This is a genomic window from Achromobacter deleyi (genome assembly GCF_016127315.1).
GTDB classification, from domain to species: domain Bacteria; phylum Pseudomonadota; class Gammaproteobacteria; order Burkholderiales; family Burkholderiaceae_B; genus Achromobacter; species Achromobacter insuavis_A.
This window is the reverse complement of the sequence record NZ_CP065997.1, coordinates 3,776,405-3,789,187: the sequence shown is the minus strand read 5'-3', so window position 1 is coordinate 3,789,187 and position 12,783 is coordinate 3,776,405. Positions and strand designations below refer to the sequence as shown.

The 12,783-nt window shown below is 70.5% G+C and carries 12 protein-coding genes; 7 read left to right on the top strand and 5 right to left on the bottom strand.

Annotated features, from left to right (window positions below):
• Positions 1-23: 23 nt before the first annotated feature.
• Positions 24-1,187 (bottom strand): serine hydrolase domain-containing protein, encoded by a 1,164-nt coding sequence (locus I6I07_RS17395; RefSeq protein ID WP_198483019.1) that lies wholly within the window; start codon positions 1,185-1,187, stop codon positions 24-26.
• Between the two features lie 242 nt (positions 1,188-1,429).
• On the opposite strand from I6I07_RS17395, the gene I6I07_RS17390 reads away from it, so the two are divergent.
• A complete protein-coding gene (locus I6I07_RS17390; protein ID WP_198483018.1) occupies positions 1,430-2,470 on the top strand; it encodes an alpha/beta hydrolase in 1,041 nt (346 codons plus the stop codon).
• Positions 2,471-2,492: 22 nt separating this feature from the next.
• Here the strand turns inward: I6I07_RS17390 and I6I07_RS17385 are convergent, their stop codons facing one another.
• The gene (locus I6I07_RS17385; RefSeq protein ID WP_232625621.1) at positions 2,493-3,245 is read right to left on the bottom strand and encodes a GntR family transcriptional regulator; all 753 of its coding nucleotides are present in this window, start codon (positions 3,243-3,245) and stop codon (positions 2,493-2,495) included.
• 94 nt (positions 3,246-3,339) lie between these two features.
• Here I6I07_RS17385 and I6I07_RS17380 point away from each other — a divergent pair, with 94 nt between their 5' ends.
• The 4 genes from I6I07_RS17380 (at position 3,340) to I6I07_RS17365 (ending at position 8,356) form a co-directional block, all read left to right on the top strand.
• Positions 3,340-4,695, top strand: coding sequence for a class-II fumarase/aspartase family protein (locus I6I07_RS17380; RefSeq protein WP_198483017.1), 1,356 nt, complete (start codon positions 3,340-3,342; stop codon positions 4,693-4,695).
• Positions 4,696-4,745: 50 nt separating this feature from the next.
• Positions 4,746-5,726 (top strand): Bug family tripartite tricarboxylate transporter substrate binding protein, encoded by a 981-nt coding sequence (locus I6I07_RS17375; protein WP_198483016.1) that lies wholly within the window; start codon positions 4,746-4,748, stop codon positions 5,724-5,726.
• A gap of 12 nt (positions 5,727-5,738) precedes the next feature.
• Positions 5,739-7,241, top strand: a complete 1,503-nt coding sequence (locus I6I07_RS17370) for a fumarate hydratase (protein ID WP_198483015.1) — start codon at positions 5,739-5,741, stop codon at positions 7,239-7,241.
• A 119-nt stretch (positions 7,242-7,360) separates the two neighbouring features.
• A complete protein-coding gene (locus I6I07_RS17365) occupies positions 7,361-8,356 on the top strand; it encodes an AraC family transcriptional regulator (protein ID WP_232625620.1) in 996 nt (331 codons plus the stop codon).
• A 48-nt stretch (positions 8,357-8,404) separates the two neighbouring features.
• On the opposite strand, the gene I6I07_RS17360 is transcribed toward I6I07_RS17365, so the two are convergent.
• The 3 genes from I6I07_RS17360 to I6I07_RS17350 are packed head-to-tail and all read right to left on the bottom strand — an operon-like array spanning position 8,405 to position 10,944.
• Positions 8,405-9,253 (bottom strand): IclR family transcriptional regulator, encoded by an 849-nt coding sequence (locus I6I07_RS17360; protein WP_198483014.1) that lies wholly within the window; start codon positions 9,251-9,253, stop codon positions 8,405-8,407.
• A gap of 28 nt (positions 9,254-9,281) precedes the next feature.
• Complete coding sequence (locus I6I07_RS17355; RefSeq protein WP_006390213.1) at positions 9,282-10,136, bottom strand: fumarylacetoacetate hydrolase family protein; 855 nt, start codon at positions 10,134-10,136, stop codon at positions 9,282-9,284.
• Between the two features lie 37 nt (positions 10,137-10,173).
• Positions 10,174-10,944, bottom strand: coding sequence for an SDR family oxidoreductase (locus I6I07_RS17350; protein WP_198483013.1), 771 nt, complete (start codon positions 10,942-10,944; stop codon positions 10,174-10,176).
• Positions 10,945-11,195: 251 nt separating this feature from the next.
• Between I6I07_RS17350 and I6I07_RS17345 the strand changes: the two genes are divergently transcribed.
• Positions 11,196-11,522: a UxaA family hydrolase gene (locus I6I07_RS17345; RefSeq protein WP_198483012.1), complete on the top strand. Its 327-nt coding sequence runs from the start codon at positions 11,196-11,198 to the stop codon at positions 11,520-11,522.
• 10 nt (positions 11,523-11,532) lie between these two features.
• A complete protein-coding gene (locus I6I07_RS17340) occupies positions 11,533-12,765 on the top strand; it encodes a UxaA family hydrolase (RefSeq protein ID WP_198483011.1) in 1,233 nt (410 codons plus the stop codon).
• Positions 12,766-12,783: the final 18 nt, after the last annotated feature.

The following is a 12,783-nucleotide window of genomic DNA, read 5'->3' as shown; positions in this document are numbered from 1 at the left end:
CCCGCGCCCCGCGCGGCGTCGCATCAGCGGTCGGCGATCGCCCGCAGCGCGGCGTAGGTTTCCCGCTCGTCCTGGTTCTCGCCGTAGTCGCTGAGCTTGACGATCACCACGCGCCGGCCGGGGTGGACGTACAGGTACTGGCCATGGATGCCGACGGCCGCGAAATCCGGCCCGCCCGCCGGATCCAGCTGCCACCACTGCGCGGCATAGCCCCAGCCGTCGACCGCATGCGGCGCCGGATGCGCGATGCGCGCCACCCAGGCGGCCGGCACGAGGTCGCCGCCCTGCCCCGCTTCCAGCACGCGCTGCCCGACCCGGGCGAAGTCGCGCGCCGTGGCGTTCAGGCAGCAGAACGCCTTCTCGACGCCGCCGGGCTGGTCCAGGTTCCAGGTGGCGGCGGACTCCGCCCCCATCGGCCCCCAGATGCGCTCGGCCAGCAGGTCGGCCAACGATTTGCCGGTCACCCGCGTCAGCGCCATGCCCAGCAACTGCGTATCGATGCTGCGGTAATCGCCGTCGCTGCCCGGCGTGAAATGCATCCGGCGATGATCACGCACGAAGCCGGCCAGGTCGCGCGTCAGGTACATGCGCGCGGCGCCGGTGAAGGGCCAGTAGGCCCGGTAATTCTCCGACACGTCGATGCCCGAGGCCATGTCCAGCAGATGCCCGAGCGTGACGCGGTCGTAGTCGCCCGCGCCCGCCAGCTCGGGCAGCAGCGCGGTCAGGCGGTCGTCCTCGCGCAGCTCGCCGCGCGCGATCGCCTGGCCCACCAGCAGCGACACCACCGACTTGGCCATCGACCATGACGACTGCGTGTCGGTGGCGCGCACGCCCGGCCGGTACCACTCGTACTCCAGCTGGCCGTCGCGCAGCACCACCAGCGCGTTGGTGGCGGTGTCCTGCAGGAATCGGGTGAACGGTATCTCGGCGCCCTTCCAGGGCACCGTCGCCGGTGGCGGCCATGGACTGGACGCCAGCACCGAGGGCGTGGCGGAAGCCGGCACCTGCCGCACCGGCAGCAGGTCGCCGCGGCGCGACGGCGCCGACACCTCCAGCCGCCACAGCGTGTGCGGCGGCGGGATCTCCATCACGGCGGTGGCCGCGTAGGCCGCCGCCACCAGCGCGGCCAGCCCCAAGGCCAACCGCCATGCGGTCCGGCCCGGGCGACGAAAGCGCGGGCGCGTCATGCGGAGGGTCTCGGGTGCATTGCCATGGCGCGGATCATGCCAAGTCCGCGCCGAATGCACAACCAGGTGTCACGCAAGCGTCATCGGCGAGCGTCTTTCCCCGACGGCCAAGCCGCGCCGGCCGGCCGGATTCGCGTCGTAATGTATCGCCCCACCCGGCCCGTACATTGCGACACCCGCGGCGGCGCGAGGCTGGCTACAACCCGGTTGCAGCCTTTCCCCACCCTTTCGGAGACCTCGCCATGCCCGCCCCCATCGACACCCAACGCCGCCGCCTGCTCGGCGCCACCTCGGCCCTGGCCGGCGCCAGCCTGCTGAACCTGGGCCTGAACGCCAGCGCGCTGGCGCAGACCTCCCCCGCCCCGGCACGCAGCGCCGCCGGCGCCACCTTCAGCGCCATTCGCCAGATCCGCGCCGGCGACCTGGACATCGGCTACGTCGACGCCGGCCCGGCCAACGGCCCGGTCGCGGTCCTGCTGCATGGCTGGCCCTACGACATCCACAGCTTCATCGACGTGGTGCCGCGCCTGACCGCCGCCGGCTACCGCGTCATCGTGCCGTACCTGCGCGGCTACGGCTCGACCCGCTTCCTGTCGGCCGACACCGCGCGCAACGGCGAGCAGGCGGTGGTGGCGGTCGACATCATCGCCCTGATGGACGCCCTGAAGATCGGCAAGGCCGTGATCGCCGGCTTCGACTGGGGCGCGCGCACCGCCAACATCATGGCCGCCCTGTGGCCCGAGCGATGCGAGGCGCTGGTGTCGGTCAGCGGCTACCTGATCGGCAGCCAGGCCGGCAACCGCAAGCCGCTGCCGCCGCAGGCCGAGTTCCAGTGGTGGTACCAGTTCTACTTCGCCACCGAGCGCGGCGCGGCCGGCTACGCCGCCAACGTCGACGCCTTCAACAAGCTGATCTGGCAACTGGCCTCGCCGCAATGGCATTTCGACGACGCCACCTATGCGCGCAGCGCCCGCGCGTTCGCCAACCCCGACCACGTCGCCATCGTCATCCACAACTACCGCTGGCGCCTGGGCCTGGCCGACGGCGAAGCGCGCTACGACGCGCTGGAACAGCGCCTGGCCGTGGCGCCGAAGATCGCGGTGCCCACCATCACGCTGGAAAGCGACGCCAACGGCGCGCCACACCCCGCGCCCGCCGCCTACGCCGGCCAGTTCAGCGGCAAGTACCGCCACGTCGACGTCACCGGCGGCATCGGCCACAACCTGCCGCAGGAAGCGCCCCAGGCCTTCGCCGACGCGGTGCTGCAGGTGACGCGGCTGTGAGGCGGCGCCGGGCCCAACCGGCTCAGTGCTCGCGGATCAACGTCGTCGAAAACTCGTAGCGTCCGGCCGGATGGTACGAGCACGACGCCTCCACGATCTGTCCGGCCTGGTCCTTGTAGTGGCGCAGGATCAGCAGGCCGGGCGACTCGGGCGTCACCTGCAATTCGCCCGCCACCGCCGCCGGCATGGCGCAGGCCGAGATGGTCTGCTCGACCGAGGCGATGCGGCGGCCGTAGTGTTCCTCGATCAATTCCGACACCAGCCGGTCGGGATGCTGGCGCGCCAGCTTGCGCACGCCCTTGTAGTGGGCATCCACGTACAGCTCGGTCCACACCACCGGCGCCTGCCCCGGCGTGCCGCGGGTGGAGGCGAAGCGCAGCCAGCGCGTGCCCGGCCCGACGCCCAGGCGGGCGGCCAGATCCAGGTCGGCCACGATCTCCTGCACCTGCAGGATGGTGCGCGGCGTGCGCGCGGCCAGTTGCACCAGGTCTTCCAGCGAGCGCAGCGACTGACTGAAACCCGCCTTGGGCCGGGCCGCCGTGACCACGGTGCCGCTGCCGCGCCGGCGCGCGATCAGGCCCAGGTCCTGCAACTGGCGCAATGCCGCCCGCAAGGTGTGGCGGCTGGCGTCGAACTCTTCGGCCAGGGCGTTCTCGGACGGCAGCACGGCCCCCACGGCATACACGCCGCCGGCGATCCGTCGTGCCAGTTCTTCGGAGATGCGGGTGTACAGCGAGATGGACATGGAACCGGGGGTGTTTGCGACAGGCTCCATTCTATCTGCTGCCCGGGCGCGGGTATTCCCCGGCATTGACGCCCGCCGACGGCCCTGCTTAAATGTACGTACAACTTTTTAAGAGCGTACATTTATGCCAGTCTCGGTCCTCGAATCCACCCTGTTCAAAGACATGTTCGGCACCGCCGCGATGCGAGCCGTGTTCGACGATGCCGCCACCGTGCGGCGCTATGTGGAAACCGAAGTCGCGCTGGCGCGGGTACAGGGCCGGCTGGGCGTGATCCCGGCCGAGGCGGCGCGCGCCATCGAGGCGCGCGCCGACGCCAGCGCCCTGGACATGGCGTTGCTGCGCGAGGAAACCGAGATCGTCGGCTATCCGATCCTGCCGCTGGTGCACCAGTTGTCGCGCCAGTGCGGCGCGGAAGGCGAATACCTGCATTGGGGCGCCACCACGCAGGACATCATGGACACGGCCACCGTGCTGCAAGTACGCGAGGCGCTGGAGCTGGTGGACGCCGACCTGGAGGCGCTCGACGCCATCCTCGACAGCCTGGCCGCGCAATACCGCGACACGCCCATGGCGGGCCGCACCCATCTGCAGCACGCCCTGCCGATCACGTTCGGCTACAAGGCCGCCGTCTGGCTGCTGATGCTGCGGCGCCATCGCGAGCGCCTGGCGCAATTGCGGCCGCGGGTGCTGATCGGGCAATTCGGCGGCGCGGCCGGCACGCTGGCCTCGCTCGGCGACCAGGGCCTGGCGGTGCATGGCGCATTGATGCGCGAGCTGGGCCTGGGCGCCGCGCCGGTCACCTGGCACGTGGCGCGCGACGGGCTGGCCGAGACGGTGCAGTTCCTGGCGCTGGTGTGCGGCTCGCTGGGCAAGATCGCGGTCGACATCATGCTGATGATGACCAACGAACTGGGCGAGGCGTTCGAGCCCTTCGTGAAGGGCCGCGGCGCCTCCAGCACCATGCCGCAGAAGCGCAATCCGATCTCGTGCGAACTGATGTGGGCGGCGTCCAAGACCGTGCGCCAGCACGCCGGGCTGGCGCTGGACGCCATGCTGCAGGACTTCGAGCGCGCCACCGGCCCCTGGCACATCGAATGGTCGGCCGTGCCCGAGGCCTTCGTGCTGACGGCCGGCTCGCTGCGCCAGGCCCGCTTCATGCTCGGCGGCCTGGAAGTGGATGCCCCGCGCATGGCGCGCAACCTGGATCTGTCCGGCGGCCTGATCGTGGCCGAGGCCGTGATGATGGGCCTGGCCCCGCACATCGGCCGCCAGACCGCGCATGACGTGGTCTACGACGCCTGCCGCGAGGCGGCCACGTCGCGCCGCCGCCTGGCCGACGTGCTGCGCGAGGACGCGCGGGTGGCCCAGCGGCTCGGCGCGGACCAGATCGAACGGCTGTGCGACCCGGCCCACTACCTCGGGGCCGCGCCCCAGATGGTGGACCGCATGCGCGCCCATCTCAAACCCGACGCCGCCTGAACCGCGGCGCCGATTTCCCCCCGATAAAAAAATCCCCAAGGAGACAAACCATGAAGAACTGGCTGGCGGCGATCACCGCCACGGCGGCGTTCGCCCTGACCCCGGGCGCGCACGCGCAGGACACCTACCCCAACCGCGCCATCACCTGGATCGTGCCGTTCGCGGCCGGCGGCCCCACCGACGCGATGGCGCGCAACGTCGCCAACCGGGTCGCGCAGGAACTGAAGCAGACCATCCTGATCGAGAACGTGGGCGGCGCGGGCGGCACCATCGGCGCCGCCAAGGCGGCCAAGTCGACGCCCGACGGCTACACCTTCCTGGTGGGCCACATCGGCTACATGGCCGCCGCGCCGTCGTTGTACCAGCGGCTGCCGTACGACCCCACCAAGGACTTCCAGGCGGTGTTCCGCTTCCCCGACACGCCGCTGGTGCTGCTGGTGGGCAAAAGCTCGCCGTACAAGTCGGTGTCCGAACTGATCGCCTTCGGCAAGCAGCATCCGGGCAAGCTCAACTTCAGTAACGCCGGGGTCGGCTCGACTTCGCACCTGGTGGCCGCCATGTTCGCCAGCCAGGCCGGCATGGAGATCACGCCCATCGCCTACAAGGGCGCCGGGCCGGCGCTGAACGACCTGATGGGCAACCAGGTCGATGCCATGTTCGACCAGACCAACACCGCGCTGCCGCAGACCCGCGGCGGCAAAGTGCGCGCGCTGGGGCTGACTTCCGCCACCGCCATGGCGCAGTTCCCCGATGTGGCGCCGATGGGCGAACAGGCCCTGCCGGGCTTCCAGGTATCCACCTGGTACGGTCTGTACGCGCCCAAGGGCACGCCGGACGCGGTGGTGCAGACCCTGTACCGCGCCTGGCAGAAGGCGCTGGCCGACAATGACTTCACCAGCAAGATGGTGGAACAGGGCATCCAGTTGCTGCCCGAAGGCCAGTACGCGCCCGCCGCTTTCCAGCAGTTCACCGCCGACGAAGGCAAGCGCTGGGCCGGCGTCATCAAGCAGGCCGGCATCACGCTGCAATAGGCCCGGCATCCCATGCGCGTCCTGCTCGCTTCCGATATCGAAACCAGCATCGCCCAGGCCCTGCAGGCGGTCAGCCACACGCATCCGCCCGATTTCGTGCGGGCGCTGAAGGCCGCCCATGAGCGCGAGACCGCCCCGGCCGCGCGCCATGCGTTGCTGCAATTGCTGGTCAACAGCAAGATGAGCGCGCGGGCGCGGCGCCCGGTCTGCCAGGACACCGGCGTGGCGCACGTGTATGCCCGGCTCGGCATGGACGCGCGCATCCGCGCCGACGGTCCCGGCCCCACGCCCAGCCTGCAGGCGCTGGCCGACCGCGCCGTGGCGCGCGCCTATGGCTGTGCCGCCAATCCGCTGCGGGCCTCGATGGTGCGCGACCCGCTGGGCCTGCGCCGCAACACCCGCGACAACACGCCGGCGATGCTGCACGTGGAACTGGTGGAGGGCGACGGGCTGGAATTGACCGTGGTCGCCAAGGGCGGCGGCGGCGACGTGAAGGCGCGCTATGCCATGCTCAACCCCAGCGACTCGGTCGCCGACTGGGTGGTGGCGCAACTGCCCGGCATGGGCGCCGGCTGGTGCCCGCCGGGCGTGCTGGGGCTGGGCGTGGGCGGTTCGCCGGAACAGGCCATGGCCTTGGCCAAGCGCGCCCTGTTCACGCCGATCGACATGCCCGAGCTGCTGGCGCGCGGCGCGCGTGATCCGGTCGAGCGCTTGCGGATCGAGGTCCACCAGCGCGTCAACGCGCTGCGCATCGGCGCCCAGGGCCTGGGCGGCGACACCACCGTGCTCGACGTCAAGGTCGCGACCGCCGCCTCGCACGCGGCGCTGCTGCCGGTGGCGCTGCTGCCCAACTGCGCCGCCACCCGATTCGTGACGTTCACCATGCCCGACAGCGGGCCGGCGCAATGGCCGCAACCGGACCCCGCGACGTGGGACGGCATTCCGGACGCCCTGCCCGCCAGCGGCGGCCGGCGCGTCGACCTGGACGCCCTGACGCGCGCCGAGGTGGCATCGTGGAAGGTGGGCGAAACGCTGCTGCTGTCCGGCAGGCTACTGACCGGACGCGACGCCGCGCACAAGCGCATGGACGAATTGCTGGCGCGGGGCGAACCGCTGCCGGTGCCGCTGCAAGGGCGCGCGCTGTACTACGTCGGCCCGGTCGATCCGGTGGCCGGCGAAGCGGTCGGCCCGGCCGGCCCCACCACCGCGGCCCGCATGGACAAGTTCATGCCGCGACTGCTGGCCGACAGCGGCCTGCTGGTGACCATCGGCAAGGCCGAGCGCGGGCCGCTGGCGGTGCAGGCGATCCAGGCGCACGGCGGCGCCTACCTGAGCGCGGTGGGCGGCGCCGCCTACCTGGTGTCGCAGGCCGTGCGCGCGGCGCGCGTGGTCGCCTTCGAGGACCTGGGCATGGAGGCCATCTACGAATTCGAGGTGCGCGACATGCCGGTGACGGTGGCGATCGATGCGCGCGGCCGTTCGGTGCATGCGGTGATCCCGATCCAGGCCGCTTGAGCGCGGCCGCGCCACGCCGTGCAGCCGGCGGCGCGATCTTCTATAGTGCCGCCAGGCGCCCGCCCCCCGGGCGCCCGGCCGCATCGGCCGGTCACCGTTCCGTTCGTCGCGCCCCGGCCTTGAACCCACCCGCTTCCGACCTCCCGCCCGATACCGCCGCCCCGCTGCACCGCGCCGAATACGCGCGCCGCATGAACCGGGTGCTGGACCACATCGACCGCCACCTGGATACGCCGCTGGACCTGGCGCAGCTGGCGGACGTGGCCAACTTCTCGCGTTTCCATTTCCACCGCGTGTTCGCCGCCTGGATGGGCGAGACGCTAGGCGACTACGCGCGCCGCCGGCGCCTGGAGTACGGCGCCTTCCTGCTGTGCTGCCGTCCGGCCGACGCCGTGCTCGACATCGCCCTGGCCACCGGCTTCGGCTCCGGCGAAGCGTTCGCGCGCGCCTTCAAGCAGAAGTTCGGCTGCACCCCCACGGCCTGGCGCGCCGGCGCCGACGCCCGCCGCCTGGCCGACATCCAGGAACGCCGCCTGCGCCGGCGCGGCGCGGACAGCAATCCTGATCAGGCCGAGCGCAAGCCCGGTCAGGCGCCGGACGGGCAATCCCGCGACCATGACGGCTCCGTTTTCTTCTGCGAGCCCACCATGGAAGTCAGACTCATCGACCTGCCCGCGACCCGCGTCGCCTACCTGCGCAAGATCGGCCCCTACGGCCCTGCCATCGGCGAGTTCTGGCGCGGCGTGGTCAAGCCCTGGATGCTGTCGCACGGCCTGGACAACGCCGAGTGCTTCGGCGTCGGCCACGACGATCCGGCCATCACCGCGCCGGCCAAGTGCCGCTACGACGCCTGCATCGCCGTGCCGGACGGCTTCCTGGCAGGCGGCCAGGCGCTGGTCACGACCTTGCCCGGCGGCCGCTACGCCGCCGCCGTGTTCAATGCGCCGCCCGCGCGGATCGCCGACGCCTGGATGACGCTGTGCCGCGAATGGCTGCCGGGCAGCGGCCTGCAATGCGACGAGCGGCCGTTGTTCGAGCGCTTCCGCCCCGCCGACCAGGATCCGGCCAGCGGGCGCTTCGTGTGCGAGTTGTGCGTGCCCGTGCGGGCGCTGTAGGCGTCGGCGAAGACGGCGTGCGCCGCGCCGCTCACGCCGTTGCCGCTCCTACGCCTGTTCCGGCAGGTAGCCGCTGTAGCCCATCAGGGTCGACAGCCGCTGGGCGACGTTGCCGACGATCTCCTGCACCTGTGCGATGCTGGGCGATTCCTTGCGGTCGATGCGCTCGATGTGCGGCACGTTGATGGCGGCGATGACGTGGTTGCCCACGCCCATCACCGGATACGCCACGTTGGTGATGCCGCGGATCTGGCGGCTGGCCATGCAGGCGCAGCCGTTCTTGCGCACGTCCGCCAGGATCGGGAACAGTTCACCCGGATCCGACTCCAGCTCGCCTTCCACCTTGATGTGGGCGGCCAGCATGCGGGTACGCTCGACCTCGTCGCGAAAGGCCAGCAGCACGTGGCCCGAGGACGTGTCGGTCAGGCCCATCATCACGCCCACCTTCAGGCCGAACGACCAGCGCTCGGGGCTGTCGACCTGGGCGATCACCACCACCCGGCCCGCCTGGTAGACCGCCAGGTGGCAGGACTGGCGCGCGCGGTTGGCCAGTTCGCGCAGCAGCGGCAGCGCCACGCTCACCAGCGATTTGAGCGGCTGCTGGCGGTGCGCCAGCTCGAACATCTTCAGCGTCAGCGTGTAGCGGTCGTTGTCGTCGACCTGCACGAAGCCGCGCCGCTGCAGCGTGACCGCCATGCGGAAGATCTCGCTGACGCTGCGGCCGATCTTCTGCGCCAGCTCGGCCAGCGTGTAGCCGGCCGGGCTGGCCGCCAGCGCCTCCAGGATGTCCAGCCCCTTTTCCAGGGCGGGCGCGGCGTAGCGTTGCGCGCCTGGCGAGTCCGCGGCGTCGGCCTCGGGCGTGGCGGGATCGGGAGAGGAAATCTTGGAAGCGGTCATGGCGTCGGCGTTGGATTGAAACCCGATTTTATTCGGCCCGGGTCCAGGCCCGCAGGGCCTGGCGCTGCTCGCCCAGCCCGGCGATGCCCAGGCGCATCTCGTCGCCCGCCTTCAGGTAGACCGGCGGCTTCTGGCCCAGGCCCACGCCGGGCGGCGTGCCGGTGCTGATGATATCGCCGGGCATCAGCGACATGAAGCGGCTGATGTAGCTGACCAGCGTCTTGACGCCGAACACCATGGTGCGGGTGCTGCCGTTCTGGAAGCGGTGGCCGTTCACTTCCAGCCACATGTCGAGGTTCTGCGGGTCGGCGATCTCGTCGCGCGTCACCAGCCACGGGCCGACCGGCGCGAAGGTGTCGCAGCCCTTGCCCTTGTCCCACTGGCCGCCGCGCTCGATCTGGTACTCGCGCTCGGACACGTCGTTGACCACGGTGTAGCCGGCCACGTAGTCCATGGCCTCGCTCTCTTCCACGTACGAGGCCTTCTTGCCGATGACCACGCCCAGCTCCACTTCCCAGTCGGTCTTGACCGAGCCGCGCGGGATGATCACCGGATCGTCCGGGCCGCTGAGCGACGAGCTGGGCTTGAGGAACAGCACCGGCTCGGCAGGCACCGGCAGGCCCGACTCGGCGGCGTGGTCGGCGTAGTTCAGGCCGACGCAGACGATCTTGCCCACGCCGTTGACCGGGCAGCCGTAGCGCACCGCGCCGTCCACGCGCGGCAGGCTGGCCGGGTCGAGCTTGGCCAATCTGGCCAGCGTCGCCGGGGCGATGGCGGCGGTGTCGATGTCGGCGACCACGCCCGACAGGTCGCGCAGCGCGCCCTGGGCGTCGATCAGGCCGGGTTTTTCCTGGCCGGGTTGGCCGTAGCGTACGAGTTTCATGCGGAGTCCTTGAAGGAAAAGAAAGCGGGCCGGCGGCTCAGTTGGACCAGCCGCCGTCGATAACCTGGATGGTACCGGTGGTGAAGCCGGATTCGTCGCTGGCCAGGTAGACCACCAGCGCCGCGACCTCCTCGACCCGGCCGACGCGGCCGATCGGCTGGCGCGCCACGAAGGCGGCGCGCACCGCGGCCTCGTCGCTGCCCTGCAGCCGCGCCTGGGCGGCGATGCGCTCGCGCAGCGAGGGCGACTCGACCGTGCCGGGGCAGATGGCGTTGCAGCGGATGCCGCGCGCCACGAAGTCGGCCGCCACCGCCTTGGTCAGGCCGATCACGGCGGCCTTGGAGGCGCCATAGACGAAGCGGTTGGGCACGCCCTTCACGCTGGAGGCGGCCGAGGCCATGTTGATGATCGAGCCGCCGCGCTCCAGCATCGCCGGCAGGTAGGCGCGGATGGTGCGGTACATGGTCTTGACGTTCAGGTCCATGCTGAAGTCCCAGTCGGCCTCGTCGCAGTCCAGCACCGAGCCCGCGTGGACGAAGCCGGCGCAATTGAACAGCACGTCGACCGCGCCGGTCTCGCGCGCGCAGTCGGCCACGGCGGCGCCGTCGCGCACGTTCAGCACGCGGGTGCGCAACCCGTCCAGGCCGGCTTCGCGGGCCTCCCGGGCCAGGTCGGCCAACGCGGCCTCGTTGATGTCGGTGGCCCAGACCTGGGCGCCCTCGCGCGCCAGGGCCAGGGCGCTGGCGCGGCCGATGCCGTTGCCGGCCGCCGTGACCAGCGCCCGCTTGTCTTGCAAACGTAGGGTCATGTCTCTTCTCGTCGGTGGGGGAACGCGGGCGGCGGCGCGTTTTATCGTGCCGCCGCATTTGCCTTATGAAATTAACTTTTCACTCATAAAACGAAATATACGGGAATTCCAAGATCAGGCAACGGGAATGTCGGCGTCCATGCTCAGTAATTACCCGAATTTCATCCTGATTTTCAGAAATCAGGGCAAACCTGTGTTGACCATAGATATGAAAATTGCTTTTATATACAAAACAACGAGAGCTAAAAAACATGACGAGACAAGCCACCCTGGACCCTCAGCTATTGCTGATCTCCCCCGAAGACAACTGCCTGATCGTGCGCCACGCCCTGCCCGCCGGCGCCCGCGTGCAGCTCGAGGACGGCAGCGCCGTCATCGCCGCGCCGCTGGGCCTGGGCCACAAGCTGGCGCGCCGCGCCATGCCGGCCGGCGAAAAGATCCTGAAGTACGGCGCCATCATCGGCAGCCTGACCGCCGCCGTCGCGGCCGGGGACCACATCCACACCCACAACCTCGACAGCGACTACACCCCCACCTACACGTTGGAAGAAGGCCGCGCCTTCACCGACCGGCACTGAGGTTTCCGCCATGACCGATCTGTCCCAGCCCCTGCAGGGCTATCCGCGCGCCGACGGCCGCAAAGGCATCCGCAACGTGGTCGTCGTCGCCTACCTGGTCGAATGCGCCCATCACGTGGCGCGCGAGATCGCGCTGGATTTCCGCGACCTGGCCGGCGACGTGCAGGTGCACCTGGTGGGTTTTCCCGGCTGCTACCCCAACGCCTATGCCGAACGCATGATGACGGCCATCGCCACCCATCCCAACGTCGGCGCCGCGCTGCTGGTGTCGCTGGGCTGTGAAAGCATGAACAAGCGCAAGCTGGAAGCGGCCATCGCCGACTCCGGCCGTCCGGTCCAGACCCTCACCATCCAGCAGCGCGGCGGCACCCGCAGCACCGTGGCCGAGGGCCGCGCCTGGGTGCGCGACACCGCGCAGGCCCTGGCGCGACAGCAACGCGTGCCGATGGGCATCGACGAGCTGGTGATCGGCACCATCTGCGGCGGCTCCGACGGCACCAGCGGCATCACCGCCAACCCGGCGGTGGGCCGCGCCTTCGACATGCTGATCGCGCAGGACGCCACCTGTATCTTCGAAGAGACCGGCGAACTGGTCGGCTGCGAATTCCACATGCGGCGCCGCGCCGCCACGCCCGAGCTGGGCGAGGAGATCGTGGCCTGCGTCAACAAGGCGGCGCGCTACTACAGCATCATGGGCCACGGCAGCTTCGCGCCCGGCAACGCCGACGGCGGCCTCTCGACCATCGAGGAAAAATCGCTCGGCGCCTACGCCAAGAGCGGCGCCTCGCCCATCGACGGCATCATCAAGCCGGGCGACGTGCCGCCGTTCGGCGGCCTCTACCTGCTGGACGTGGTGCCCGACGGCGAACCGCGCTTCGGCTTTCCCAACATCAGCGACAACGCCGAGATCGTCGAACTGATCGCCTGCGGCGCGCACGTGATCCTGTTCACCACCGGGCGCGGCTCGGTGGTGGGCTCGGCGGTCTCGCCGGTGATCAAGGTCTGCGCCAACCCCGACACCTACCGCGCCCTGGGCGAGGACATGGACGTGGACGCCGGCCGCATCCTGGAGGGCCGCGGCTCGCTGCAGGAGGTGGCCGAGGAGATCCACGCCCAGGTCCGCGCGGTCGCCAACGGCGCGCCCAGCAAGTCCGAGGACCTGGGCCACCGCGAATTCATCCTCACCTACAAGGCGTTCGAGCCGATCGGCCCGTCCTGCCTGCCATTGAGCCGCGCGGCCTGACGCGGCCCCAGGGAGCGA

What these genes read in the sequence shown, in the direction of transcription:
- I6I07_RS17360 (WP_198483014.1), bottom strand. Translation starts at nt 9,253, where the DNA reads ATGACCGCTTCCAAGATTTCCTCTCCCGATCCCGCCACGCCCGAGGCC.
- I6I07_RS17340 (WP_198483011.1), top strand. Translation starts at nt 11,533, where the DNA reads ATGACCGATCTGTCCCAGCCCCTGCAGGGCTATCCGCGCGCCGACGGC.
- I6I07_RS17355 (WP_006390213.1), bottom strand. Translation starts at nt 10,136, where the DNA reads ATGAAACTCGTACGCTACGGCCAACCCGGCCAGGAAAAACCCGGCCTG.
- I6I07_RS17395 (WP_198483019.1), bottom strand. Translation starts at nt 1,187, where the DNA reads ATGACGCGCCCGCGCTTTCGTCGCCCGGGCCGGACCGCATGGCGGTTG.
- I6I07_RS17390 (WP_198483018.1), top strand. Translation starts at nt 1,430, where the DNA reads ATGCCCGCCCCCATCGACACCCAACGCCGCCGCCTGCTCGGCGCCACC.
- I6I07_RS17345 (WP_198483012.1), top strand. Translation starts at nt 11,196, where the DNA reads ATGACGAGACAAGCCACCCTGGACCCTCAGCTATTGCTGATCTCCCCC.
- I6I07_RS17385 (WP_232625621.1), bottom strand. Translation starts at nt 3,245, where the DNA reads ATGGAGCCTGTCGCAAACACCCCCGGTTCCATGTCCATCTCGCTGTAC.
- I6I07_RS17350 (WP_198483013.1), bottom strand. Translation starts at nt 10,944, where the DNA reads ATGACCCTACGTTTGCAAGACAAGCGGGCGCTGGTCACGGCGGCCGGC.
- I6I07_RS17375 (WP_198483016.1), top strand. Translation starts at nt 4,746, where the DNA reads ATGAAGAACTGGCTGGCGGCGATCACCGCCACGGCGGCGTTCGCCCTG.
- I6I07_RS17370 (WP_198483015.1), top strand. Translation starts at nt 5,739, where the DNA reads ATGCGCGTCCTGCTCGCTTCCGATATCGAAACCAGCATCGCCCAGGCC.
- I6I07_RS17380 (WP_198483017.1), top strand. Translation starts at nt 3,340, where the DNA reads ATGCCAGTCTCGGTCCTCGAATCCACCCTGTTCAAAGACATGTTCGGC.